36 protein-coding genes are annotated in these 24691 nt (G+C 62.4%); 8 read left to right on the top strand and 28 right to left on the bottom strand.

Annotation, left to right across the window (positions count from 1 at the left end):
- Nucleotides 1-4 precede the first annotated feature (4 nt).
- The 15 genes from rpsM to B3446_RS24205 all read right to left on the bottom strand — a co-directional run bounded on the left by rpsM (nt 5) and on the right by B3446_RS24205 (nt 7306).
- Nucleotides 5-370 (bottom strand): 30S ribosomal protein S13, encoded by a 366-nt coding sequence (rpsM, locus tag B3446_RS24135; RefSeq protein WP_008168996.1) that lies wholly within the window; start codon nt 368-370, stop codon nt 5-7.
- A gap of 43 nt (nt 371-413) precedes the next feature.
- The gene (gene rpmJ, locus B3446_RS24140) at nt 414-527 is read right to left on the bottom strand and encodes a 50S ribosomal protein L36 (protein WP_003806928.1); all 114 of its coding nucleotides are present in this window, start codon (nt 525-527) and stop codon (nt 414-416) included.
- Nucleotides 528-561: 34 nt separating this feature from the next.
- Nucleotides 562-780, bottom strand: a complete 219-nt coding sequence (gene infA / locus B3446_RS24145) for a translation initiation factor IF-1 (protein WP_003806927.1) — start codon at nt 778-780, stop codon at nt 562-564.
- An 8-nt stretch (nt 781-788) separates the two neighbouring features.
- Nucleotides 789-2114 (bottom strand): preprotein translocase subunit SecY, encoded by a 1326-nt coding sequence (gene secY / locus B3446_RS24150; RefSeq protein ID WP_056327063.1) that lies wholly within the window; start codon nt 2112-2114, stop codon nt 789-791.
- A gap of 13 nt (nt 2115-2127) precedes the next feature.
- Nucleotides 2128-2568, bottom strand: a complete 441-nt coding sequence (rplO, locus tag B3446_RS24155; RefSeq protein ID WP_291386188.1) for a 50S ribosomal protein L15 — start codon at nt 2566-2568, stop codon at nt 2128-2130.
- 9 nt (nt 2569-2577) lie between these two features.
- Nucleotides 2578-2763 carry a 50S ribosomal protein L30 gene (gene rpmD, locus B3446_RS24160; RefSeq protein ID WP_006216520.1) on the bottom strand — a complete coding sequence of 62 codons (186 nt, stop codon included), beginning with the start codon at nt 2761-2763 and terminating at the stop codon, nt 2578-2580.
- Between the two features lie 3 nt (nt 2764-2766).
- Nucleotides 2767-3288, bottom strand: coding sequence for a 30S ribosomal protein S5 (gene rpsE / locus B3446_RS24165; RefSeq protein ID WP_008168987.1), 522 nt, complete (start codon nt 3286-3288; stop codon nt 2767-2769).
- 15 nt (nt 3289-3303) lie between these two features.
- Nucleotides 3304-3669, bottom strand: coding sequence for a 50S ribosomal protein L18 (rplR, locus tag B3446_RS24170; protein WP_008168985.1), 366 nt, complete (start codon nt 3667-3669; stop codon nt 3304-3306).
- A gap of 21 nt (nt 3670-3690) precedes the next feature.
- Nucleotides 3691-4224 (bottom strand): 50S ribosomal protein L6, encoded by a 534-nt coding sequence (rplF, locus tag B3446_RS24175; RefSeq protein WP_063953645.1) that lies wholly within the window; start codon nt 4222-4224, stop codon nt 3691-3693.
- 12 nt (nt 4225-4236) lie between these two features.
- Nucleotides 4237-4632, bottom strand: coding sequence for a 30S ribosomal protein S8 (rpsH, locus tag B3446_RS24180; protein ID WP_006216525.1), 396 nt, complete (start codon nt 4630-4632; stop codon nt 4237-4239).
- A 10-nt stretch (nt 4633-4642) separates the two neighbouring features.
- Nucleotides 4643-4948 (bottom strand): 30S ribosomal protein S14, encoded by a 306-nt coding sequence (gene rpsN / locus B3446_RS24185; RefSeq protein WP_006216527.1) that lies wholly within the window; start codon nt 4946-4948, stop codon nt 4643-4645.
- Nucleotides 4949-4960: 12 nt separating this feature from the next.
- Nucleotides 4961-5500 (bottom strand): 50S ribosomal protein L5, encoded by a 540-nt coding sequence (gene rplE, locus B3446_RS24190; protein WP_008168978.1) that lies wholly within the window; start codon nt 5498-5500, stop codon nt 4961-4963.
- Between the two features lie 12 nt (nt 5501-5512).
- Nucleotides 5513-5833, bottom strand: coding sequence for a 50S ribosomal protein L24 (rplX, locus tag B3446_RS24195; protein WP_008168975.1), 321 nt, complete (start codon nt 5831-5833; stop codon nt 5513-5515).
- A gap of 11 nt (nt 5834-5844) precedes the next feature.
- Nucleotides 5845-6213: a 50S ribosomal protein L14 gene (gene rplN, locus B3446_RS24200; protein ID WP_006216531.1), complete on the bottom strand. Its 369-nt coding sequence runs from the start codon at nt 6211-6213 to the stop codon at nt 5845-5847.
- A gap of 340 nt (nt 6214-6553) precedes the next feature.
- Nucleotides 6554-7306, bottom strand: coding sequence for an aspartyl/asparaginyl beta-hydroxylase domain-containing protein (locus B3446_RS24205; RefSeq protein WP_291386253.1), 753 nt, complete (start codon nt 7304-7306; stop codon nt 6554-6556).
- Nucleotides 7307-7526: 220 nt separating this feature from the next.
- Between B3446_RS24205 and B3446_RS24210 the strand changes: the two genes are divergently transcribed.
- Complete coding sequence (locus B3446_RS24210) at nt 7527-8954, top strand: NAD-dependent succinate-semialdehyde dehydrogenase (protein ID WP_175124782.1); 1428 nt, start codon at nt 7527-7529, stop codon at nt 8952-8954.
- Nucleotides 8955-9194: 240 nt separating this feature from the next.
- Nucleotides 9195-11366 carry a metallophosphoesterase gene (locus B3446_RS24215; RefSeq protein ID WP_291386198.1) on the top strand — a complete coding sequence of 724 codons (2172 nt, stop codon included), beginning with the start codon at nt 9195-9197 and terminating at the stop codon, nt 11364-11366.
- Between the two features lie 100 nt (nt 11367-11466).
- On the opposite strand, the gene B3446_RS24220 is transcribed toward B3446_RS24215, so the two are convergent.
- The gene (locus tag B3446_RS24220; RefSeq protein ID WP_291386200.1) at nt 11467-12435 is read right to left on the bottom strand and encodes a helix-turn-helix domain-containing protein; all 969 of its coding nucleotides are present in this window, start codon (nt 12433-12435) and stop codon (nt 11467-11469) included.
- Nucleotides 12436-12590: 155 nt separating this feature from the next.
- Between B3446_RS24220 and B3446_RS24225 the strand changes: the two genes are divergently transcribed.
- From B3446_RS24225 to B3446_RS24250, 6 genes are read left to right on the top strand one after another with little or no spacing between them, the layout of a single operon-like run.
- Nucleotides 12591-13484, top strand: a complete 894-nt coding sequence (locus B3446_RS24225; RefSeq protein ID WP_291386202.1) for an alpha/beta fold hydrolase — start codon at nt 12591-12593, stop codon at nt 13482-13484.
- Nucleotides 13485-13499: 15 nt separating this feature from the next.
- On the top strand, nt 13500-14672 hold the full coding sequence (locus B3446_RS24230; protein WP_056571020.1) for a substrate-binding domain-containing protein: 1173 nt from the start codon (nt 13500-13502) through the stop codon (nt 14670-14672).
- Between the two features lie 12 nt (nt 14673-14684).
- Nucleotides 14685-15452, top strand: coding sequence for an ABC transporter ATP-binding protein (locus B3446_RS24235; RefSeq protein ID WP_291386205.1), 768 nt, complete (start codon nt 14685-14687; stop codon nt 15450-15452).
- Entirely contained in the window at nt 15449-16201 is a 753-nt protein-coding gene (locus tag B3446_RS24240) for an ABC transporter ATP-binding protein (RefSeq protein WP_191577525.1), read from the top strand. Before B3446_RS24235 ends, B3446_RS24240 begins: the two co-directional genes overlap by 4 nt.
- A complete protein-coding gene (locus tag B3446_RS24245) occupies nt 16198-17208 on the top strand; it encodes a branched-chain amino acid ABC transporter permease (protein WP_191577524.1) in 1011 nt (336 codons plus the stop codon). The genes B3446_RS24240 and B3446_RS24245 overlap by 4 nt, the downstream gene beginning before the upstream one ends.
- An 11-nt stretch (nt 17209-17219) precedes the next feature.
- On the top strand, nt 17220-18287 hold the full coding sequence (locus B3446_RS24250; protein WP_291386209.1) for a branched-chain amino acid ABC transporter permease: 1068 nt from the start codon (nt 17220-17222) through the stop codon (nt 18285-18287).
- A gap of 56 nt (nt 18288-18343) precedes the next feature.
- Here B3446_RS24250 and B3446_RS24255 read toward each other — a convergent pair whose 3' ends face one another.
- From B3446_RS24255 to rpsJ, 12 genes are all read right to left on the bottom strand, one after another.
- A complete protein-coding gene (locus tag B3446_RS24255) occupies nt 18344-18757 on the bottom strand; it encodes a hypothetical protein (RefSeq protein WP_291386211.1) in 414 nt (137 codons plus the stop codon).
- A gap of 352 nt (nt 18758-19109) precedes the next feature.
- Nucleotides 19110-19391, bottom strand: a complete 282-nt coding sequence (rpsQ, locus tag B3446_RS24260; protein ID WP_006216549.1) for a 30S ribosomal protein S17 — start codon at nt 19389-19391, stop codon at nt 19110-19112.
- 2 nt (nt 19392-19393) lie between these two features.
- On the bottom strand, nt 19394-19585 hold the full coding sequence (gene rpmC / locus B3446_RS24265; RefSeq protein ID WP_003806912.1) for a 50S ribosomal protein L29: 192 nt from the start codon (nt 19583-19585) through the stop codon (nt 19394-19396).
- 11 nt (nt 19586-19596) lie between these two features.
- Nucleotides 19597-20013 carry a 50S ribosomal protein L16 gene (rplP, locus tag B3446_RS24270; RefSeq protein WP_006389610.1) on the bottom strand — a complete coding sequence of 139 codons (417 nt, stop codon included), beginning with the start codon at nt 20011-20013 and terminating at the stop codon, nt 19597-19599.
- A 2-nt stretch (nt 20014-20015) separates the two neighbouring features.
- Nucleotides 20016-20807: a 30S ribosomal protein S3 gene (gene rpsC / locus B3446_RS24275; RefSeq protein ID WP_008168950.1), complete on the bottom strand. Its 792-nt coding sequence runs from the start codon at nt 20805-20807 to the stop codon at nt 20016-20018.
- A 9-nt stretch (nt 20808-20816) separates the two neighbouring features.
- Entirely contained in the window at nt 20817-21146 is a 330-nt protein-coding gene (gene rplV / locus B3446_RS24280; RefSeq protein ID WP_006227021.1) for a 50S ribosomal protein L22, read from the bottom strand.
- Between the two features lie 3 nt (nt 21147-21149).
- Nucleotides 21150-21425 carry a 30S ribosomal protein S19 gene (rpsS, locus tag B3446_RS24285; RefSeq protein ID WP_006216555.1) on the bottom strand — a complete coding sequence of 92 codons (276 nt, stop codon included), beginning with the start codon at nt 21423-21425 and terminating at the stop codon, nt 21150-21152.
- A 12-nt stretch (nt 21426-21437) separates the two neighbouring features.
- Nucleotides 21438-22265 (bottom strand): 50S ribosomal protein L2, encoded by an 828-nt coding sequence (gene rplB, locus B3446_RS24290; protein ID WP_056327037.1) that lies wholly within the window; start codon nt 22263-22265, stop codon nt 21438-21440.
- Nucleotides 22266-22562, bottom strand: a complete 297-nt coding sequence (rplW, locus tag B3446_RS24295; protein WP_006216557.1) for a 50S ribosomal protein L23 — start codon at nt 22560-22562, stop codon at nt 22266-22268.
- Nucleotides 22559-23179 (bottom strand): 50S ribosomal protein L4, encoded by a 621-nt coding sequence (gene rplD, locus B3446_RS24300; RefSeq protein ID WP_008168948.1) that lies wholly within the window; start codon nt 23177-23179, stop codon nt 22559-22561. Before rplD ends, rplW begins: the two co-directional genes overlap by 4 nt.
- A 4-nt stretch (nt 23180-23183) precedes the next feature.
- A complete protein-coding gene (rplC, locus tag B3446_RS24305; protein WP_008168945.1) occupies nt 23184-23873 on the bottom strand; it encodes a 50S ribosomal protein L3 in 690 nt (229 codons plus the stop codon).
- A gap of 411 nt (nt 23874-24284) precedes the next feature.
- Nucleotides 24285-24596, bottom strand: a complete 312-nt coding sequence (rpsJ, locus tag B3446_RS24310) for a 30S ribosomal protein S10 (RefSeq protein WP_003806903.1) — start codon at nt 24594-24596, stop codon at nt 24285-24287.
- Nucleotides 24597-24691: the final 95 nt, after the last annotated feature.

Below are 24691 nucleotides of genomic sequence, written 5' to 3' on the forward strand. Positions count from 1 at the left end.
TCGATTATTTCTTCAGGGACGCAGCAGCACGACGCGGGCCCTTACGGGTCCGGGCGTTGGTGCGAGTGCGCTGGCCGCGCACGGGCAAACCGCGCTTGTGACGCATACCGCGGTAGGTTCCCAGGTCGATCAAACGCTTGATCGAGAGCTGTACTTCACGACGCAGGTCGCCTTCAACCGTGAACAAACCAACATGTTCGCGGACGCGTTCCAATTCAGCGTCGCTCAGATCCTTGACCTTTTTGTCAAAGGGTACGTTTGCCGCTTCGCAAATCTTGCGAGCGCGCGTACGACCGATGCCAAAAATGGCGGTCAGGCCGATCTCGGCGTGCTGTTGCGGCGGAATGTTAATGCCAGCAATACGGGCCATGACTGTTCCTTGAATAAATCCGTTGCGTAGTCGCTAACCCGAGTTAGCCTTGACGCTGCTTGTGACGCGGGTCGGTGCAGATAACGCGCACCACGCCGTGACGTTTGATAACTTTGCAGTTGCGGCAGATCCGCTTAACCGATGCCATTACTTTCATGGTTGACTCCTAATTTTCCGTAATCCGGTTTCGCTCACTTGGAGCGGAAAACAATCCTGGCTCGCGTCAGGTCATAGGGCGTGAGCTCCACTGTGACCTTGTCACCCGGCAGGATCCGGATGTAATGCATACGCATCTTGCCGGAAATATGGCCCAACACCACGTGGCCGTTTTCGAGCTTGACGCGAAATGTCGCGTTCGGGAGGTTCTCAAGAACCTCACCTTGCATCTGAATGACGTCGTCCTTGGACATTCTTTTGCTTACCGCATCGGCAAACCCGCGCCCTTGAAGTTGGCCTTCTTGAGCAACGAGTCGTACTGGTGAGACATCATGTAGGCCTGAACCTGCGCCATGAAATCCATCGTCACCACCACAATGATCAACAGAGACGTACCACCGAAGTAGAAGGGAACGTTCCAGCGCATCACCAAGAATTCCGGCAACAGGCACACCAACGTGATGTAGATGGCACCTGCGAGCGTCAAACGCATCAGGATCTTGTCGATGTAGCGCGCCGTTTGCTCGCCCGGACGGATGCCCGGAACAAACGCACCACTCTTCTTCAGGTTGTCCGCCGTTTCGCGGCTGTTGAAAACCAGAGCCGTGTAGAAAAAGCAGAAGAAAATAATCGCGACCGAGTACAGCGTGATGTAGAGCGGTTGACGAGGCGACAGGGCCGCAGCCAGGTCGCTAAGCCAGCGCATGTTCTCGCTGCTGGAGAACCAGCTCGTGATCGTGGCCGGGAACAGAATGATCGACGACGCGAAGATCGGCGGAATCACCCCTGCCATGTTCAGCTTCAGCGGCAAATGCGAGCTTTGACCACCGTAGACCTTGTTGCCGACCTGACGCTTGGCGTAGTTCACCGTGATCTTGCGCTGTCCGCGTTCCACGAACACCACAAAAGCGGTAACCAGCACCACCAGAGCCACGATGAACAGCGCCGAAAGCACAGACATCGCGTTGGTGCGGACCAGGTCCAACAGTGCAGCCAGCGCCGCGGGAAGACCCGCCACGATACCTGCGAAGATCAGGATGGAAATCCCGTTGCCCAGACCGCGTTCCGTAATCTGCTCACCCAGCCACATGACGAACATGGTGCCAGTGACCAAAGTTACGACGGTCGTGAAGCGGAACAGCATGCCCGGATCGATCACCAGTCCCTGCTGAGACTCCAACGCCACCGAAATGCCCACGGCTTGCACCAGCGCCAGCACGACCGTGCCGTAGCGGGTGTATTGGGTAATCTTCCGACGGCCGGATTCGCCCTCTTTCTTGAGCGCTTCCAGCGACGGCACCACCACCGACATCAACTGCATGATGATGGATGCCGAAATGTACGGCATGATCCCCAGGGCAAAAATCGAGAAACGCGAGAGCGCTCCGCCCGAGAACATGTTGAACAGGCCCAGGATCCCGCCCTGGTTCTGACGGAACAAGTCCGCCAGCGCGTCCGGGTTGATACCCGGAACCGGGATGTGTGTACCCAAACGGTAAACCACCAGGGCGAGCACCAGGAACACCAGACGGCGCTTCAGATCGCCGTATCGTGCTCCGGATTTGCCCAATGCCTGCGCGTTAGCCACTCGTCACCTCTGATCAAGCAAGCGAGCCGCCCGCGGCTTCGATGGCGGCGCGAGCGCCGGCCGTCGCGGTAATGCCCTTGAGCACGACCTTGCGCGAGAGTTCACCAGACTTGATGACCTTGGCGTAACGAACCGCCTGGCCAATCACGCCGGCCGCCTTCAGCGCTTGCACATCGATATCATCGAGGGGCAGGGCCTGGAGGTCCGACAAGAGAACTTGTGCATACAGGTGTTGACCCAGCGGGGTGAAACCACGCTTGGGCAGGCGACGTTGCAGCGGCATTTGACCGCCTTCGAAGCCAACCTTGTGGAAACCGCCCGAGCGCGACTTCTGACCCTTGTGACCACGGCCGGCGGTCTTACCCAGACCCGAACCGATGCCACGGCCGACGCGGCGCTTGGCGTGCTTGGAGCCCTCGGCGGGCTTCAGCGTATTAAGTTGCATATCCGACATGGTGATTCCTTAGGCTTCCGAGACGGAAACGAGATAATCCACCTTACGGATCATCCCACGCACCTCGGGCGTATCGACCAGCACGCGGCTGCTGTTGATGCGGCCCAAGCCCAAACCGCGAACCGTATCACGGTGCGATTGCTTGGTACCGATCACCGAGCGCACGAGGGTCACTTTGATCTGCTTCTGAGCCATGATTTACCCCAGGATCTCTTCGACCGTCTTGCCGCGCTTGGCAGCAACATCGGCCGGGGTCAGGGAGGCGCGCAGGCCGTTCAACGTGGCGCGAACCATGTTGTAGGGGTTGCTCGAGCCCAGGCTCTTGGCAACCACGTTACGCACACCCATCACTTCGAAAATAGCGCGCATCGGGCCGCCGGCGATAACGCCAGTACCTTCAGCAGCGGGCGAAATCAGCACGGTAGCGGCGCCATGCTTGCCGACCACGGTGTGGTGCAGCGTGCCGTTCTTCAGAGCGACCTTGAACATGCCGCGACGGGCCTGTTCCATAGCCTTCTGAACGGACACCGGCACTTCACGCGCCTTGCCCTTACCCATGCCGATGCGGCCATCGCCATCGCCAACCACGGTCAGCGCGGCAAAGCTCATGGTGCGACCACCCTTGACCACTTTGCTCACGCGGTTGACCGCGATCATCTTTTCGCGGAGGCCGTCATCGTTCTCTTTTTCCGCGGCGTTCTTGCCTTGTACTTTAGCCATTTGACAGATCCTCGCTTAGAACTTCAGGCCGGCTTCACGCGCGGCATCGGCCAGCGCCTTGACGCGGCCATGGTAACGAAAGCCCGAGCGATCGAAAGCGACCAGTTCGATACCGGCAGCCTTGGCCTTTTCGGCCACGCGCTTGCCAACCAGCGTCGCAGCGGCTTTGTTGCCACCCTGACCGGTTTGGCCGGCCAGTTGCGCACGCACTTCGGCTTCCACCGTCGAGGCGCTGACCAGAACGCGATCGCCTTCCGGCGAAATGATGTTGGCGTAGATGTGCTGGTTCGAGCGGAAAATCGAGAGGCGATGAACGCGCAGCTCGTTGATCTTCCGGCGAGTCGGAACCGCACGACGCAAACGGGAAACTTTTTTGTCCATGATTCGTCCTTGCGTGCGCCGTTATTTCTTCTTGGTTTCTTTGATGACGACGCGTTCGTCCGAGTAACGCACGCCCTTGCCCTTGTAGGGTTCGGGTTCGCGGTACGCGCGGATTTCAGCGGCCACCTGACCGACGACTTGCTTGTTGGAGCCCTTGATGACGATTTCCGTCTGGGTGGGGCATTCGGCCTTGATACCGGCCGGCAACTGATGCAAAACGTCGTGCGAGAAACCGAGCTGCAGCTTAACGGCGTCGCCTTGAACCGAGGCGCGGTAACCCACGCCGACCAGGTTCAGCTTGCGCTCGAATCCCTTGCTCACGCCGTTGACCATGTTGGCCACGAGCGCGCGCACGGTGCCCGACATGGCGTTGGCGTGACGGGAATCGTTGGCAGCGACAAACGTGAGCTTGCCACCGTCCAGCGAGATCGTGACGTCGCCAGTCAGGGGTTGGGTCAGGGAGCCCAGCGGGCCCTTGACAGTGATCTGATCCTGCTTGATGTCAGCTTCGACACCCTTGGGCAGTTCGACCGGATACTTAGCGATACGTGACATTCGAATTTCTCCTTAGGCCACGTAGCACAGCACTTCGCCGCCGACGCCGTTGGCGCGAGCCTTACGGTCGGTCATGACGCCGCGCGAGGTCGAAACGATAGCCACGCCCAGGCCGTTCATGACCTGAGGAATGCTGGTACGGCCCTTGTAGATACGCAGACCAGGACGCGAGACGCGTTCGATGCGCTCGATGACCGGACGGCCAGCGTAGTACTTCAGGGTGATCTCGAGCTCAGGCTTGGCCTGGGTGCCCTTGATTTCAAAGCTGTCGATGTAGCCTTCGTCTTTCAGCACAGCGGCAATTGCCGCCTTCAGCTTCGAGGAAGGCATGCTCACCGTAACTTTGTCCACTTGCTGCGCATTGCGAATGCGGGTCAGCATATCGGCGATGGGATCGCTCATGCTCATATTGTTTCTCCTACCAGCTGGCCTTGGTGATGCCGGGGATTTCACCCTTCATCGCCATTTCACGCAGTTTGTGGCGCGTCAGGCCGAACTTGCGGAACACGCCGCGAGGACGACCGGTGACCACGCAACGGTTGCGTTGACGCGTCGGGTTGGCATTGCGCGGCAGCTGTTGCAGCTTGAGCCGAGCTTGGTAACGTTCTTCGTCGGTCTTCGACTGGTCGTCGATGATCGCCTTCAACTCAGCGCGCTTGGCAGCGAACTTGTCAGCCAGCTTGGCGCGCTTGATGTCGCGATTGATGAGGGAAAGTTTAGCCACGTCATCAGCCCCTTAGTTACGGAACGGGAAGCTGAAGGCCGTCAACAGCGCCTTGGCTTCTTCGTCGGTCTTGGCGGAGGTGGTGATGCTGATGTTCAGCCCACGCAGCGCGTCGATCTTGTCGTACTCGATTTCGGGGAAAATGATCTGCTCTTTCACCCCGATGTTGTAGTTGCCACGGCCGTCGAACGCACGACCCGAGATACCGCGGAAGTCGCGCACGCGAGGCAGCGCAACCGCCACCAGGCGATCCAGGAATTCGTACATGCGTTGACCACGCAGCGTGACCATGCAACCAATCGGGTAGTTTTCGCGGATCTTGAAACCGGCGATAGCCTTCTTGGTCTTCGTCACGACGGGCTTCTGGCCGGCGATCTTGGTCAGATCCGACACAGCGTGCTCGATGACTTTCTTGTCGGAGACCGCTTCCGAGACACCCATGTTCAGGGTGATCTTGGTGATGCGCGGCACTTCCATTGCGCTCTTGTAGCCAAACTTGGCTTGCAGGTCGCCAGCGACCTTGCTCTTGTAGAAATCTTGCAAACGAGACATGTCTATCGCCCCTTACGCCTTGGCGCCGACAACGGCACCATTGGAACGGAACACGCGGACCTTGCGACCTTCGACTTCTTGAACGCCCACGCGGTCGCCACGACCGGTTGCGGGGTTGAAGAGCGCCACATTCGAGATGTGGATCGGCATGGTCTTTTCGACAATCCCGCCCGGGTTGTTAGCCATCGGGTTGGCTTTCACGTGCTTCTTGGCAACGTTGACGCCTTCGACCAGAACGTGGTCGGCGCCAACGCGGGCCAGCACCGTGCCACGACGCTTCTTGTCGCGGCCGGTCAGGACGATGACTTCGTCGCCTTTACGAATGTTGTTCATCGTAGGGCTCCTTACAGCACTTCCGGGGCCAGCGACACGATCTTCATGAACTTCTCGGTACGCAGTTCACGCGTAACGGGTCCGAAGATGCGGGTGCCGATAGGCTCCAGCTTGGCGTTGAGCAACACGGCGGCATTGCCACCGAAACGAATCAGCGAACCGTCTTTACGGCGCACGCCCTTGGCGGTACGAACCACCACGGCATTGTAAATTTCGCCTTTCTTGACGCGTCCGCGCGGAGCCGCATCTTTGACGCTCACCTTGATGATGTCGCCGATACCGGCATAACGGCGCTTGGAGCCACCGAGCACCTTAATGCACATGACATGACGCGCACCAGTGTTATCGGCCACGTCCAGCGTGGTCTGCATTTGGATCATGATTTTTCCTGTTCCAACTTAACTGGAAATACGGTTTTCCCAACAAGGGAACACTGCAATTCCTGCCAGTTTTGGTCCCGTCAGGTCAGCCGCCCTGCTTTTTTGTCGGCAAGTCCGTACTATCTGGACCAGCAACTGGTGGCAACGCAACGACCCTGGGTTGAAATCCTGCGGGTATTCCCCCCGACGCGCTCACCTAACCTTCGGCTAAGTGAATCGACAATCTGGGAAAGCTGATAATTCTAACGTGGTTAATTTTTGAGCGCAAGCACTTTGTTGGGATTGCGCACAAAAGACCACGCCCCCTGTCAAGGGGGTTGGTTTGGCGGGCCATCCGCCCCTATTTCTGACGGTAGTAGCCCTTCTCCCAGGCGTCATGATTTGCCTTGCCGCGACGGATTTCGTCCGTGAACGGCGCGGCCATGAGCACAAGGCGATTTAGCCATTTTACAGGAGCTCGGCAGGGGCGTTCGAAATCCACGAAAAGCACGGCTCTGACGCCGCCCGTGTCGTTGTGCACTTCGTGGGGATACAGGTCGTCAAAAACCACGGCTTTTCCCTCGCGCCAGCTATAGCGCTGGCCGCCGACCTCTATCCAGCAGCGTTCGGGCGGGTCGGGGACGACCAGGCCGAGATGCAGGCGCAGCACGCCGTTGTACGGCCCCGTGTGCAGCGGAATGCGCTTGCCGGCTTCCAGGATGGAGAAGAAGGCGGTGCGCAGGCCCGGGATGTCCTGCAGGGCGCGCGCGGTGGACGGACAACGGGCAAGGTTGCGTTCAGAGCGCAGGCCGTAGCCCAGAAAGACGAACGTCTTCCATTTGTCGTCGGACGTGATCATGCCAACATCCGGGGAGAGTTCGTGGAAGGCCGGTAACGCGTAGCGGTCGGCCAGCAGGTCCACCAATTCGGCGCGAATGGCAGGAGCCCGCGCTTCGAGGGTGGCAACCCACGGGAACTGGCTGTTCTGGAATATCGGCTTGTCGCCGACCAGCGAGGCCTGCGCAATGCGCTGACGCAGCCAGTCAATGAAGCGGAAAACAATCCGCGAATAGAGGCTGGGCTTGGCGGCCGGACGCGCATCGACGGGTTGCACGATGGATATACGGATGACAGCCGAAGATTCCTCATTTTTGTCCACGGCGATGCGCTTGTCCACGGTGGCACGCATGCCGGCACTTGGCGGGCCAATGGACCCAAGCCCGCGGCGGGGATTGGCTCCTTCCGCTGCGGGGAAGCTGGTTTAGACTGCCGTGGGCGACAGCGGTCGCTCTCGCCCTTGGCTACCCATTCCTATTACGCAAGGAACGACAGGCATGTATGAACAGTTGGCGCTGTATATCGACGGCGAATTCGTCGCCGGCGAGGGCAGGCGCACCCAGGACGTCATCAACCCGGCCACGCTCGAGGTGCTGGGCCAGCTGCCTCACGCCACGCAAGCCGATCTGGACCGCGCCCTTGCCGCTGCCCAGCGCGCCTTCGAATCGTGGAAGAAGTCCTCGCCCATGGACCGCTCGGCGATCCTGCGCAAGGTCGCCACGCTGTCGCGAGAGCGCGCCCAGGAGATCGGCCGCAACATGACGCTGGACCAAGGCAAGCCGCTGGCCGAAGCCGTGGGCGAAGTCACCTCCTGCGCGGAACATGCCGACTGGCACGCCGAGGAATGCCGCCGCATCTACGGCCGGGTCATCCAGCCGCGCAATCCCGACGTGCGCCAGATCGTAGTGCGCGAGCCCATCGGCGTCTGCGCCGCCTTCACGCCCTGGAACTTCCCGTACAACCAGGCCATCCGCAAGATCGCCGCCGCCATCGGCGCCGGCTGCACGGTCGTGCTCAAGGGCCCTGAAGATTCGCCCAGCGCGGTCATGGCGATTGCGCGCATGTTCCATGACGCCGGCCTGCCCAAGGGCTGCCTGAACATCGTCTGGGGTGAACCCGCCACCATCTCCGATTACCTGATCCGTTCGCCGATCGTGCGCAAGGTGTCGTTCACCGGCTCCGTTCCGGTCGGCAAGCAGCTTGCGGCGCTGGCAGGCGCGCACATGAAACGCGTCACCATGGAACTGGGCGGCCACTCGCCCGTGCTGGTGTTCGACGACGCGGACATCGACCGCGCCGCCGAGATGCTGGCCAAGTTCAAGGTGCGCAACGCCGGCCAGGTCTGCGTGTCGCCCACCCGCTTCTACGTGCAGGACGGCGCGTACGAGCAGTTCCTGGCGCGCTTCTCCGAGGTCCTCAAGAACATCAAGGTTGGCGATGGCCTGGAAGCCGGCACCGAGATGGGGCCGCTGGCGCATGAACGCCGCGTGCCCGCCATGAGCGCTTTCATCGACGACGCCAAGAAGCACGGCGCCAAAGTGGTGGTGGGCGGCGGTCCGCTGGACCGCAAGGGCTTCTTCTTTGCGCCTACCGTGGTCACGGAACTGCCCGACAACGCCATGCTGATGACCGAAGAGCCGTTCGGCCCCGTGGCGCCCGTCGTCCGCTTCAAGGACACCGACGAGGTGCTGCGCCGCGCCAACAGCCTGCCCTTCGGCCTGTCCTCGTACGTGTTCACGAATTCGCTGAAGACCGCGACCAAGGTCTCCAACGGCCTGGAAGCCGGCATGGTCAACATCAACCACTTCGGCAGCGCCCTGGCCGAGACGCCCTTTGGCGGCATCAAGGACAGCGGCATCGGCAGCGAAGGCGGCACAGAGACCTTCGAGGGTTATCTGGTCACCAAGTTCATCACGCACGTCTGATCCGGCGCCCATCGCGTCGCAAAGCCTCGCACCTCGCGTGCGGGGTTTTTTTTTGCCGTCGCGTGACGCGGGCCGCTTCGGGATTCATGACGCTGTCATGCGGCTCAGTGAGCATTGGGCCCGCTTACAAGCAGCTGACCCAGGCAGCTGACCCAATTAGCTGACCCGCGGCTGCCGCTTCGGCATGGCCAACGCCCATGCGCGACCGCCGCCGCACTGAATCCAGGATCCCGCCCCCCAATGACGCTTCGCCCTTCCCGCCCCGTCCGCGCCGCAGCCTCCCTGCTGCTCGTTGCCCTGCTCGCCGCCTGCGGCGGCGACAAGGACGACGACAACACGCCCCCGCCTGTCGCCGAGACGCCGCCCCCGGCCGAAACGCCCGCGCAGCCGCCCGCGCCCGTGCAGGTTGCGTTCATGCCCGACATCCACTTTCACGACGTCTACGCGGACTTCAAGGACGGCTCGTTCCCCGGCATCCCCAATCCGAAGGCCGGTGACAACGCGACCATCCGCACGATGTACGCGCAGCTGACGTCCACGCGCCTCTTCAACGAGAACTACTTCGCCTTCCTGGCCGCGCTGGACGACGCCGTGAAGCGAGGCGTGAAGTACATCGCGCTGCCGGGCGACTTTTCGGACGACGGCCAGCCTGTGCACATGCGCGGCCTGGTCAAGATCATGGACGACTATTCGAAGAAGCACGGCATCCAGTTCTTTGCCGCGCCAGGCAACCATGACCCCAACCGCCCCTTCAACCAGCCCGCGGGCAAGGGCGACTACCTTGGCCTGGATCCCGTGACGGGCGCAATCGGTTTCTCGCAGCCGATCTACAGCCGCGGCGCCAACGTGTGCAACACCGCCTACAGCGGCGACTGGACGCGCATCGGCAACACGTATTGCACCGAGGAAGTCCTGCACATGGGCTATTCGGGCATCACGACCGCGCTCGAGCAGCATGGCTTCATGCCGCAGCCGCAGAACGTGTATTACGAAACCCCGTACAGCACCTACAAGTACGAAGACTACGATTACGCGACGGCGGTCTCGCAAGCCAACTGGATCAACCGTCAGTACGAGATCTGCGCCGAAGGCACCGGCGGACCGAACAAGCCGCAGAACTACACGCTGTGCAAGATGGTGCCCGACACGTCGTACGTGGTCGAGCCCGTCGACGGCGTGTGGCTGGTGGGCCTGGATGCCAACGTCTACGTGCCGACGGGTCCGGGCGCCAACGACTTCACCGGGTCGGGTGACCAGGGCTACAACAAAATGCTGACCCACAAGGCGCACGTCATCACGTGGCTGGCCGACGTGGTGGCGCGCGGCAAGGCGCAGGGCAAGCAGGTCATTGCCTTCAGCCACTTCCCGATGTCCGAGTTCTTCAATGGCGCGTCCGACGACATCGAAGCGCTGCTGGGCGCGAACAAGATGCAGATGATCCGCCGTCCCGCCGAGAACACCACGCGCGCGCTGGCCGAGACCGGTTTGAAGGTGCACGTGGGCGGCCACATGCACTTCAACGACATGGCGCTGCGCAACTACGGCGGCGACCACGCGCTCTTCAACATCCAGGCGCCCTCCATGGCCGCCTATGTGCCCGCGTACAAGCTCATGACGCTGCAGAGCGCCGATGAGATCGAAGTGCAGACCATCCGCCTGGACAAGGTGCCGCGCTTCGATGAATTGTTCGATCTCTACCGCGCGGAAAACGCCTATACCGTGCCGCCGCGCTGGGACGTCTCCATCCTGGACGCCAAGGACTACGGCGACTTCACCTACCGCTACATGAGCGAACTGGTGCGCCTGCGTCTGCTGAACGACGACTGGCGTTGCGAGATGCGCGAACTGGTCAAGAGCCCGCTGACGGGTGCCGACCTGCTGATGTTGTCGCAACTGCAGACGACGGTCACGCTCAAGGAACTGGCGAACACCGGTAACCAGAACAACCTGACGCCCGCGTTCTTTGCGTGCCTGTCTGACGGCGGCGGCAGCGGCGCCAGCAATCCGGCCCATGCCGCGGATGCCGCCAACGCGCAATCGCGCGCGCAAGCGCTGGCCCAGGCCAACGGCATGCAACTGGCGGACTTCGCGCAGTGGACGGCGCTGGAAATGGCCGGCGACTTCGTGCGCCTGGCCAATGCCGGCGACCTCGCGTTCACCGACATCCCGGCGCAGCGCGCCAGCCAGTACAAGCTGCTGGCTCAAGCACTGAACCAGACCCACGCCGCCGTGCAGATGAACGGCAACAATGTCAGCGACGCCAACACGCCCGCCGACCTGTTCAAGGCGCGCTTCAAGCCGCTGATGGCGATCATGCTGAAGCTGGCCAACGGTGCGCCGTCCGAGCACATCCGCCTGGACCTGACGACCAACAGCATCGTCAACCTGTCCAACCAGCCTTCGCCGTTCTAAACCGGTATCGCGCGCCGTGAATGGCCAACGGCCCGCTGATCGAGCGGGCCGTTTTTCGTGGGTGGCACGACATGCGGGGCGAGGGTCCGGACGCGCTCCGCTAGGCGGCGCGCCCGCCCGCGCGCAGGTCCCGCGGCGTCACCCCAAAGCGCTGCTTGAACAGCCGGCTGAAATGCGAAGGATGAGAGAAACCCACCTGGTACGCCAGCTCGGCGATGCCGCGATGCCGGTGGCGCGCGTCCAGCAGCAGTTCGCGGCACCGGTCCAGCCGCTGCTCGAAGATGAACGACTCCACCGACAAACCGCCCGCGCGCAGGATGCGGTGCAGATAGGCGACCGACACACCGCAGCCCTGCGCCACCCGCGCGGGCGACAGATCCGGGTCGGCGAGATGCTGGCGGATATAGGCCAGCACGCGCGCTCTGTGCGCCACGGTGACGCTGCTGTCCGCCTCCGAGACCTGTCCCTGTCCCGGCTGCACCAGGAAGAGCACGATGAGGTCGATCAGGCGCTCGCCCAGCTCGGCGGCCTCAGTCTCGGACCAGCCCTCCATGCCTTTGAACAGGTGATCCATGTAGCCGGCCAACAGCGCCCCGCGCGGCGACCCGTCGTCAGTACGTAGCTTGTAGAAGGCGCCGATGCGTGAATCCCGCTGCGACAGCGCGCTGCGCGGAAACGAGACGCTCAGGCTGCGGTAGCCCGACGCGCCGTTCGCGGTCGCCTGATACGGCAGGCTCTGGTTCATCAGGTACACGCAACCCGGTTCCACCTGGAATTCCCGGCCCGCTTGTCGCACCGCCAGCGGACCGGCCAGCGGCAGGCCGAAGGTGTAGAACTCCTGATCCAGCCGCGAGACGTTGCCCGGCGTGCGTTCCAATCGCTGGCCCTGGTAATGCAGATCGTTGAATTGAAGGCTGGCGCGGCGCGCGTAGCGGACATGGCCCGCGAAGTGACCGGGTTTGCCGCCATGCACCTCGAACGGCCCGAAAGCATCGGCCAGCGCGGCGCGCCACGCATCGCGCCGGTCGGCGCCGGCGCTGGCCGAAATGGCGAATTCCGTATCTGGCATGGCACGGTCTCCTGGGGGGCTGCGCAAATTGATCTTGCGTCTACATATTGTTGACTCACCCTGCTGTGGGGTGGCCGGCGCATTGTGGGCGCGCTTGCCGCAAGTCTATATTCAGCCCGATAAGCACACAACCTGGACAAACCGGGAGGAGACGTATGGACGAGGCAGGGGCGGCAACCGCGCGCCATACGCCGGCGTCGCGCTATCTGCGCTGCGCGGGACGCGAGTTGCACTACACGGACTGGGGCGCTTCTGACGCGCCCCCCATCATCATGTGGCATGGCCTGGCCCGAACCGGCCGAGACTTTGACGAACTGGCGCAGGCACTGGCCGGCGACTACCGCGTGATCTGTCCCGATGCGATCGGGCGCGGCCTGTCGCAATGGAGCCCCGATCCGGTCGCCGAGTACCGGCTCGACTTCTACGCCACGTTGGCGCGCGCCCTGGTGGACGGCCTGTCGCTGGCGCGCGTGCGCTGGGTGGGAACGTCCATGGGCGGCGCGACCGGCATGCACGCGGCCGCGACCACGTTGCGCGATCGCATTTCGCACCTGGTCGTCAACGACATCGGACCGGAACTGCCGCAGCCCGCCATCGAGCGCATCCTGGCCTATGCCGGCAACCCGCCGGCATTCGACACGGTGACGGAACTCGAAGCCTGGCTGCGCGCCGCCTACAAACCCTATGGCTGGCAGAGCGACGATCAGTGGCGCCGGATGGCGGAAACGTCGGTGCGCCGGCTGCCCGACGGCCGCGTCACCGCCCATTACGATCCGGCCATCGTCGGGCAGTTCAGCCATCACCCGAACGACTATGACCGGTGGGCCGGTTACGACACGCTGCGCATGCCGACCCTGCTCTTGCGCGGCGCCGATTCGGACCTGCTGCTGCCCGAGGTTGCCCACGCCATGACGCAGCGCGGCCCCCGCGCGCAGCGCATCGACTTTCCCGATTGCGGGCACGCCCCTGCGCTGAACGTGCCCGCCCAGATCGAACCCATCCGTCAATTTCTTGCCAGGCCGGTCGACACGGCCGCGCGCGCCCACTGACACCAGGAGACTTCCATGAAACGCATTCTGCTCGCCGCCATGGCCAGCCTGTGCATGAGTTCCGCGCTGGCGGCAAAGGACTTCGTCGTCGCCCATGTCTATGACAAGACCGGCCCACTTGAGGCTTACGCCAAGCAGACCCAGAACGGGTTGATGCTGGGGCTGGAATACGCCACGCAGGGCACCATGACGGTGGCCGGGCGCAAGATACGTGTCATCGAGAAGGACAATCAAGGCAAGCCCGACGTCGCCCGCGCGCAGCTCGCGTCCGCCTATGCCGACGACAACGCCGACATCGCCGTCGGTCCCACGTCGTCGGGCGTGGCGCTCGCCATGCTGCCGATCGCGGAAGAGTACGAAAAGATCCTGCTGGTGGAGCCGGCGGTGGCCGATTCCATCACCGGCGAGAAGTGGAACAAGTACATCTTCCGCACCGGCCGCAACTCCTCGCAGGACGCCATCGCGAACGCCGTGGCGTTCGACCAGGAAGGCACGTCGATCGCCATGCTGGCGCAGGACTACGCGTTTGGGCGCGACGGCGTCAAAGCCTTCAAGGGCGCGCTCAAGAATGCCAAGATCGTGCACGAGGAATACCTGCCGGCCAACGCGACCGACTTCACGGCCGGCGCGCAGCGGCTGTTCGATGCACTGAAGGACAAGCCGGGCCGCAAGATCATCTTCATCCTGTGGGCAGGCGCCGGCAATCCGTTTAAGATCGCCGACCTGGACCCCAAGCGCTACGGCATCGAAATCGCCACGGGCGGCAACACGCTGACCGCGATGACGCCGCTCAAGTCCCTGGCGGGCATGGAAGGCGCCACGTATTACTACTACGGCATCCCCAAGAACCCGGTCAACGACTGGCTCGTGGCCGAGCATCAGAAGCGTTTCGGCCAGCCGCCTGATTTCTTCACCGCGGGCGGCATGGCGTCGGGCATTGCGATCGTTGCCGCGTTGAACAAGACCGGTGGCGATTCGGATACCGACAAGCTCATCAAGGCGATGGAAGGCATGAGCTTCGATACGCCCAAAGGCAAGATGACCTTCCGGCCCGAAGATCACCAGGCCATGCAGTCGATGTACCACTTCCGGATCAAGAACGATCCCTCGGTGCCGTGGGCGGTCCAGGACCTGGTCAAGGAGATCACGCCGGACCAGATGGCCGTGCCGATCCAGAACAAGCGCTGATTTCCGCCGCTCATGCTTGAGACCCAATCGCTCACCGTGCGCTTCGGCGGCCACGTGGCGGTCAATGACGTCAGTTGCGCCTACGCGCCCGGCACCTTGACCGCCATCGTCGGCCCGAACGGCGCCGGAAAGACGACGTACTTCAATCTGATTTCGGGGCAGTTGCGCGCCAGCGCTGGCACCGTGACGTTGAACGGACGCGATCTGACCACGCTCTCAGCGCCTGCCCGCATGCACGCGGGGCTAGGGCGCGCATTCCAGCTGACGCAGCTGTTTCCCCGGCTGAGCGTTCACGAAAACGTGCGGCTTGCCCTGCAATCTCGGCAACAGGGCATGGGTTGGCGCCACATCCGATTCTGGCGCACGTGGCGCGACGATCGCAATCTCATGGAGCGTGCCGATGCCCTGCTCGCACGCACGCGGCTGACCGCGCGCCGCGACCAACCCGCCGCCGACCTGCCCCACGGCGACCAGCGCAAACTGGAGATCGCCATGCTCATCGCGCTTGAGCCTTCGGTGTTCATGTTCGACGAACCTACCGCCGGCATGAGCGTGGACGACGTGCCCATCGTGCTGGACCTCATCCGCGAACTGAAGGCCGACGCCTCCAAGACCATCCTGCTCGTCGAGCACAAGATGGATGTCGTGCGTGAACTGGCCGACCGCATCGTCGTGCTGCACAACGGGCGGCTGATGGCAGACGGCGATCCGGCCACGGTAATCGCATCGCCCATCGTGCAGCAGGCCTACCTGGGCATCAGCGCGCAGGAGGCGGCATGACGGCGCAACCGCTGCTGGAACTGAAGGACGTGCACACGCACATCGGCGCGTATCACATCCTGCACGGCGTGAACCTGTCGGTGCCCGCATCGGCGGTCACCATGCTGCTCGGGCGCAATGGCGCGGGCAAGACGACGACGCTGCGCACCATCATGGGATTGTGGCGCGCATCGCGGGGCCAGGTCTGCCTGGACGCCAAGCCGATCGGCGGACCCGGCACGCGCACCTCCCCGCCCGACATGGCGCGCATGGGCATGGCCTACGTGCCCGAGAACATGGGCATTTTCGGCGACCTGTCCGTGAAGGAGAACATCCTGCTCGCGGCACGCCTTGCCAGAAATGCCGCGCAACTGGACACCGCCCGGCTGGAATGGATCTTCGGGTTCTTTCCCGCGTTGAAGAAGTTCTGGCTGCACCCCGCCGGCAAACTGTCGGGCGGCCAAAAGCAGATGCTGGCGATGGCGCGCGCGATCATCGAGCCGCGGCGCCTGCTGCTGGTCGACGAACCCAGCAAGGGTCTGGCGCCGGCCATCATCCAGAACATGATCGACGCGTTCATCGAACTCAAGCAGTCCAGCACCACCATCCTGCTGGTCGAACAGAACTTCAACTTTGCCCGCCGCGTTGGCGACTACGCGGCGATCATGGACAACGGCCAGGTCGTGCACGCGGGCGCCATGGCCGACCTGGCCGCGGACGAGGCGCTGCAGACCCGCCTGTTGGGCCTGTCACTGGGAAGCCATCAATGAGCACGCTGGACATCGAAGCGCCGCTGCCGCGCGCACGCGCCGATCTTATGCCTGTGCTGCTGGTGCTGGCGCTGGCCATCATCGCCCTGCCCCTGGTCGGGTCGTTTTCCACCTGGGTCACGCTGACCTTCGCCGGGCTGGCGATGGGCATGATCATCTTCATCGTCGCGTCGGGCATGACGCTCGTATTTGGCCTGATGGACGTGCTCAATTTCGGCCACGGCCTGTTCATTGCCATCGGCGCATACATGGCGGCCACCGTGCTGGGTTCCATGGCGGACTGGACGCAGTCCGGCAGCCTGTGGACCAATCTGGTCGCCGTGCTGCCAGCCATGATCGTGGGAATGCTGGTGGCGGGCGCCGTGGGCCTGGCGTTTGAGCGCGTGATTGTGCGGCCGGTCTACGGCCAGCATCTGAAGCAGATCCTCATCACCATGGGCGGCATGATCATCGGCGAAGAGATCATCAAGATGATGTGGGGACCGCAGACGATCACCCTGCCGTTGCCCGAATCCCTGCGCGGCGCGTTCCTGCTGGGCGACGCCGCCATCGAGAAGTATCGCGTGGTGGCGCTGGTGGTCGGCCTGATCGTGCTGGGTGGCATGCTGTGGGTGTTGAACCGCACGAAGCTTGGCCTCCTGATCCGCGCCGGCGTCGAAGACCGCGAGATGGTCGAAAGCCTCGGATACCGGATCCGGCATCTCTTTGTCGGGGTGTTTGTCGCCGGGTCCATGTTGGCCGGACTGGGCGGTGTGTTGTGGGGGATGTACCAGCAATCGATCGTGCCGCAGCTTGGCGCACAAGTGAACGTGCTGATCTTCATCGTCATCATGATCGGCGGCCTGGGTTCCACCGTGGGCTGCCTGATCGGCGCGCTGCTGGTCGGGCTGATGGCCAATTACACCGGCTTTCTGATGCCCAAGGCCGCCCTCTTCTCGAACATCGCGCTGATGGTCGCCATTCTGCTGTGGCGCCCGCAAGGCGTGTACCCCGTCACGAACCGCTAGGAGCCGCCGACATGTCGTTTCGCCTGCTTTCCGGCGATCCCCCGCGCAGCGCAGTCCTGGCGCTACTGCTCATGGCAATCGTGGCCGCGCTGGCTGCGGCGCCCTTCCTGTTTCCCGGCCCCAAGGCATTGGCCGTCGCGGCGAAGATCCTCGTCTTCATCGTCCTGGTTGCCAGCTATGACCTGCTGCTGGGATACACCGGCATCGTCAGCTTCGCGCACACCATGTTCTTTGGCATCGGCGCGTACGGCGTGGCGATCGCCAGCATACGCATGGAACCCGGCTGGACGGCGGTGTTTGCGGGCACCGCGGCCGGACTGGCCGTGTCGCTCGCCTTCGCCTTGCTGATCGGCTTGGCCAGCCTGCGCGTGCGCGCCATCTTCTACGCGATGATCACCTTGGCCGTCGCCGCGGCATTTCAGACACTGGTGTCGCAGTTGTCGGAATTGACCGGTGGCGAGGACGGGTTGAACTTCAAGGTTCCGCAGATGTTGCGGCCGGCGTTCCGTCCGCTTTCCGAGCCCCTGTTTGGCGTCACAGTCGACGGACGGATCATCACTTACTACCTGATCGCGGCGGTCTGCGTGGTGCTCTTCCTGATGCTGCTGCGCATCGTGAATTCACCATTCGGCCGCGTGCTGCAGGCGATTCGCGAGAATCCTTTCCGCGCCGAAGCGATCGGCTATCGCACGGTGCTTTACCGCAGCCTGTCGAACCTCCTCGCGGCGGCGTTCGCGACCCTGGCGGGCGCGCTGTACGCGCTTTGGCTTCGCTACAACGGGCCGGACACGACGTTGTCGTTCGAGATCATGCTCAACATCCTGCTGATGGTCGTGATCGGCGGGATGGGCACCATGTACGGCGCAGTGGTCGGTGCGAGCCTGTTCGTGTTCGCGCAGAGCTATCTGCAGGACGGCCTGCATGCCGTGCATGAGGTCGTGGCAGGAATCCCCCCGCTGGCCCTGCTGTTCGAGCCGGACCGCTGGCTGCTCTGGCTCGGGATTCTGTTCGTGCTGTCGGTGTATTACTTTCCGACCGGTGTCGCCGGACGGCTGCGAGAATTTGCTCGGCGCTCATAGGCGGACCGGGACAACACCGCGTGCTGCGCCTCTGTCGTCCGGCCTAAGGCCCTGGGCTAGCGTCCGCCCTGCCTGAGCGTATCGGCACCACGCCTCAACTCATCGACGCGCCGCTGCATGTCGTCCACGCTGCGCTGCGTCTGACTTCTGGTGCGATCCAGTTGAGAACCCGACGGCGTGGGCATCAAGGGCGGCATGGTCATCTGACCGCCGGGGGTCAGCGGAATCATGGCGGGTGGGTGCGGATCCGCATTCCGCGGCGGGGCGTTCAGCACGCGCTCCAACACCTTCAGCTGGTCTCGCTGCGCCTGCAGTGCGCGTTCCTGGTCCAGCAAGCCCTGCTCGTCCTCGTCTTCGGTGCCGAAGATGGCGGCATGATCTTTGGATCTTCCATCCAATTGAACCCGCGGATCCGGCCCGGCGTTCAGCAATTGCTTGCCGAGCGTCGTAGCATCGATCGGCGGTGACATGGAACCGGCTGCCGCAGGCGGTGAACCCTCGGTTGCGCCCGCGCCAGATACGCCGGTAGCAGAGCCTGCTGGCGGCATCGGAGCGGGAAACGTGCCAGGAACGGCTGCCTCGCGCGCTCCAGGAGCGCCGCTGGCGGCGGACGGCATGGGCGCGCCTCGCTCCTGTGCAAACGCGGCGCCGGCGGCCATTGCCATCCAGCACGTTGCGGCGATCGCGAGCCCGGCTGATTTGCGGACGATGACCATGCTTCCCTACAGAATTTCCACATGCAAGACATAAAAAAACGGCAAGGGTTTTGGCCCTTGCCGTTTTATATCAGAACGGCGAACCGTTCCGAGGTGCAGCTTTCACTTAGATGATACGTGCGGCTTCAACCAGACGCACCACACGCCACGACTTCGAGCGCGAGATGGGACGGCCTTCAGCGATTTCAACCGTATCGCCTTCGTTGTACTGGTTCGATTCGTCGTGCGCCTTGTACTTCGCGGAACGCATGATGATCTTGCCAAAGATGGGGTGCTTGACGCGGCGCTCAACCAGAACGACGACAGTCTTGTCCATCTTGTTGCTGACGACCTTGCCAACCAGCGTGCGCTGGCGCTTGGCCACTTGGGTGTTTTGAGTTTCGCTCATCTTTATTTCCCTGCCTTCTCGGTCAGCAAGGTGCGGACGCGAGCGATGTCGCGGCGCACGTTGCGCAGCTGGCTGGTGTTGGCCAGTTGCTGCGTGGCTTTCTGCATGCGCAGACCGAATTGGGCCTTCAGCAGGCTTTCGAGCTCTTTGCCGAGCTCGGCGGCGTCTTTCGAACGGAGTTCGCTAGCTTTCATGTTAGTACTCCTTAAGCACCGATATGACGCGCGACGAACGTGGTCGAAATCGGCAGCTTGGCAGCGGCCAGGCGGAAAGCTTCACGCGCGAGCTCTTCGCTAACCCCTTCCATTTCGTAGAGCACCTTGCCGGGCTGGATTTCAGCAACCCAGTACTCCGGGTTGCCCTTACCGTTACCCATACGGACTTCGGCAGGCTTCTGCGAGATGGGCTTATCCGGGAAAATGCGAATCCAGATACGGCCGCCACGCTTGATGTGACGATTGATGGCGCGACGAGCAGCTTCGATCTGACGGGCGGTCAGACGGCCACGGCCGGTAGCCTTCAGGCCGAACTCGCCGAACGACACGTGGGTGCCACGAGTCGCCAGACCGGTGTTGCGGCCCTTCTGCTCTTTGCGATACTTTCTGCGGGAGGGTTGCAGCATGGTTATTCTCCTTCAGGCGCCGGAGCAGCGTCCGCCTTGCGGGGAGCGCGGCCACGACCACCCGGACGACCGGTGCGAGCACCGTCCGGACGATCACCACGCGGAGCGCGGCGCGGACGACGTTCTTCTTCACGCGGGGCTGCGGTTTCCGGCGGCAATTCGCCGTTAGCCAGCATGTCGCCCTTGTAGACCCAGACCTTGATGCCGATCACGCCGTACGTGGTGTGGGCTTCGGAGGTGCCGTAGTCGATGTTGGCCTTGAGGGTGTGCAGCGGCACACGGCCTTCGCGATACCACTCGGTGCGAGCAATTTCGATACCGTTCAGACGGCCCGAGCTCATGATCTTGATGCCTTGGGCACCCAGACGCATCGCGTTCTGCATCGCGCGCTTCATGGCGCGGCGGAACATGATGCGCTTCTCGAGCTGTTGCGAGATCGAGTCGGCGATCAGTTGAGCATCGGTTTCCGGCTTGCGGATTTCTTCGATGTTGACGTGCACGGGCACGCCCATCAGACGCTGCAGATCAGCCTTCAGGCTTTCGATGTCTTCGCCGCGCTTGCCGATCACCACGCCCGGACGAGCCGAGTAGACGGTGATGCGGGCATTCTTGGCGGGACGCTCGATGATCACGCGACCAACGGAGGCGCTCTTGAGCTTCTTCTTCAGGTACTCGCGAACGCGAATGTCTTCGGCCAGCATCGAGCCGAAGGCCTTGTCGTCGGCGAACCAACGCGAGGACCAATTACGGGTGACCGCGAGACGGAACCCAGTGGGGTGAATTTTCTGACCCATCGTGACTCCTTAAGCTCCGACCTTGACCGTGATGTGGCAGGTCTGCTTCTCGATACGGTTGCCGCGGCCCTTGGCGCGAGCGGAGAAGCGCTTCATCGACTGAGCCTTGTCCACGAAGATCGTGGTGACTTTCAGTTCGTCGATGTCGGCGCCGTCGTTGTGCTCGGCGTTGGCGATGGCGGACTCGACAGCCTTCTTCAGGATGACGGCAGCCTTCTTCGGCGAGAAGGTGAGGATTTCCAGCGCACGGCCGACCTTCTGGCCACGGATCAGGTCCGCAACCAAACGGGTCTTCTGAGCGGAGATGTGAACCCCACGGATAATGGCAGTAGTTTCCATCGCTTACCTCTTCGCCTTCTTGTCCGCGGCGTGACCCTTGAACGTACGGGTCAGCGCGAACTCGCCCAGCTTGTGACCGACCATGTTCTCGTTGATATAAACGGGAACATGCTGCTTGCCGTTGTGCACAGCGATCGTCAGACCGATGAACTCGGGCAGGATCGTGGAACGACGCGACCAGGTCTTGATCGGCTTCTTGTCTTTGCCCGCGACGGCCGTGTCCACCTTTTTGATCAGGTGAGCATCGACAAACGGGCCTTTCTTGATCGAACGTGACATAGTGTTCGCCTCTTACTTGCGCTTGCGCCGTTGGACGATCATATTGTTCGTCCGCTTGTTGCGACGGGTCTTGTAACCCTTCGACGGAGTGCCCCACGGGCTGACCGGCTCGCGTGCTTCACCGGTACGGCCTTCGCCGCCACCGTGCGGGTGATCCACCGGGTTCATGGCAACGCCACGAACGGTCGGGCGGACACCGCGCCAACGCATTGCACCGGCCTTGCCGATTTGGCGCAGGCTGTGTTCTTCGTTACCGACTTCACCGATGGTGGCGCGGCATTCGATGTGCACACGGCGGACTTCACCCGAGCGCAGACGCACCTGAGCGTAGATGCCTTCGCGAGCCAGCAGGACGGCGGAAGCGCCAGCCGAGCGGACCATCTGGGCACCCTTGCCGGGGAGCATTTCGACGCAGTGGATCGTCGTACCGACCGGGATGTTGCGGATCGGCAGCGTGTTGCCAGCGCGGATCGGAGCATCGGTGCCCGACAGCACGGTCGCACCAACTTCCAGGCCACGGGGAGCGATGATGTAACGACGTTCGCCGTCGGCGTAGCACAGCAGAGCGATGTGCGCCGTACGGTTGGGGTCATATTCCAGACGCTCGACCTTTGCCGGGATGCCGTCCTTATCGCGACGGAAGTCGACGATACGGTAGTGCTGCTTGTGACCACCGCCACGATGACGGATCGTGATGTGACCGTTGTTGTTACGGCCAGAACCACGGGTCTTCTTTTCGAGCAGCGGCGCGTAGGGCTCACCCTTGTGCAGGTTCGGGCTGACAACCTTCACCATGCCACGGCGGCCAGCCGAAGTCGGCTTAACTTTTACGAGGGCCATTTACTTCACCTCCGCAAAGTCGATTTCCTGGCCGTCCTTGAGCGAGACGTAAGCCTTGCGCTCATTACGGCGACGGCCAACGAATCGGCCAAAGCGCTTGACTTTGCCCTTACGGTTGAGGACCTGCACGGACTCGACCTGCACCTTGAAGAGCAGTTCGACGGCAGCCTTGATTTCCGGCTTGGTAGCGTCAGCCACGACACGGAAAGCGACTTGCTGATTCTTCTCAGCGACGAACGTGGCCTTTTCGGTCACGATCGGAGCCAGAATGACTTGCATCAAGCGTTCAGCGTTCATCCCAGCATCTCCTCGAGTTGAGCGATGGCCGGCTTGGTGATCAGCACTTTCTTGTAGTGGACCAGCGACAACGGATCGGCATAACGGGGCTCGACAACGGCAACGTGCGGCAGGTTGCGGGTGGCGAGGTAAACATTTTCATCGACGCTGTCGGTGATGATCAGGACCGAGTCCAGGCCCAGGCTCTTCAGCTTTGCAGCAGCAGCCTTGGTCTTGGGCGATTCCAGATCAAACGATTCAACGACGGCGATGCGGTCTTCGCGAGCGAGCTGCGACAGGATCGAACGGATCCCGGCGCGGTACATCTTCTTGTTGACCTTCTGGCTGAAGTTCTCTTCGGGCGAGTTCGGGAAAGTCCGACCACCACCACGCCACAGCGGCGACGAAGTCATACCAGCGCGAGCGCGGCCGGTACCCTTTTGACGCCAGGGCTTCTTGGTGGAGTGCTTGACTTCCGTACGGTCCTTCTGAGCACGATTGCCGGAACGCGCGTTGGCTTGGAAAGCCACGACGATCTGGTGAATCAGCGCTTCGTTGAAGTCACGGCCGAAGATCGTGTCCGGCGCGCTGAACGTAGCAGCGGCCTGACCTTGGTCGTTCAGGAGCTTGAGATCCATTTACTTACGCTCCCTTCTTGGCCGGGGCCTTGATGGCCGGGCGCACAACGATGTCGGCGCCAGCGTGGCCGGGGACAGCGCCCTTGACCAGCAGCAGGCCGCGCTCGACGTCAACGCGAACGACGTCGAGGTTTTGAACGGTGCGGGTGACGTCACCCAGGTGACCGGCCATGCGCTTACCCGGGAAAATGCGGCCCGGATCTTGTGCTTGACCAATCGAGCCGGGAACGCGGTGCGAACGGGAGTTACCGTGCGACGCGCGCTGCGAACCGAAGTTGTGACGCTTGATGGTACCGGCGAAGCCTTTACCAATGGTCGTGCCTGTGACGTCGACCTGTTGGCCGGCTTCGAACACGGATTCCACGGCGATCACGGAACCGGCCGCAAATTCAGCGGCGCGAGCGGGATCAAGGCGGAATTCTTTGAGGATGCTACCGGCTTCAGCGCCGGCCTTGGCGTAGTGGCCCGTTTGCGGCTGAGCCACACGCGAGGCACGACGAGTGCCATAAGCCACCTGGATAGCGGCGTAGCCGTCGGTTTCCAGCGACTTAACTTGGGTCACGCGGTTGTTGGACACGTCCAGCACGGTCACCGGGATGGATTCACCTTCCTCGGTAAAAATGCGGGTCATGCCGACCTTGCGACCCACCAGCCCCAGCCGGTGAGCGGCGGGCGTGGGTGTCGAATTCGACATCGTTTTCTCCATTCCCGACTGCGATTGGTCGGGGCTAATCAGGCAAAAGGTAACGGCCTTTGCCCTACGACTATGTTCAACCTGGACTGGGCGCAGCGCCCTCAAACAGCAAGGCGGTCTGGGCTTTGTCCATAGTTAGACTTGCCACAAAATGGCAAGCTTCGCATATTAGCATGTTTTTTCTAAGCGGCACAAGCACTTAGCGGATCCGGGCCATGCCTTGGTGGGCATTTTTGCCACGGTTTGCGCGGCCTGGCAGGCATGCCGCCTTCCAGCGACGTTTGAGCAGGTAGTGAGCACATGCTTACATGCTCGTTCGGGCCGGGACGCCAAAACAAAATGGCCGCAATCCCGAGGGAGTGCGGCCATTCTTTACGAACCTGCCGGCGAAGGTAGCAGGCCCGGAGCGTCTTACTGCAGCGCGATTTCGACGTCGACGCCGGCCGGCAGGTCCAGACGCATCAGGGCGTCAACAGTCTTGTCGGTGGGATCAACGATGTCCATCAGGCGCTGATGGGTACGGATTTCGAACTGGTCACGCGACGTCTTGTTGACGTGCGGCGAACGCAGGACGTCATAGCGACGGATACGCGTGGGCAGTGGCACCGGACCGCGGACGACAGCGCCCGTGCGCTTGGCGGTGTCGACGATTTCGGCGGCCGATTGATCGATCAGCTTGTAATCGAAGGCTTTCAAGCGGATGCGGATCTTTTGGTTTTTCATGGCGTTTCCTAAAGAACGAGATGCGAGGGCGGGATCACGCCCTCGCTGGTTGGGTGCTGCTTAGTAGATCCGAATTACTTCAGGATCTTGGCGAC

This window comes from Achromobacter sp. UBA5777 (genome assembly GCF_002418565.1).
Taxonomy (GTDB): Bacteria; Pseudomonadota; Gammaproteobacteria; order Burkholderiales; family Burkholderiaceae_B; genus Achromobacter; species Achromobacter animicus.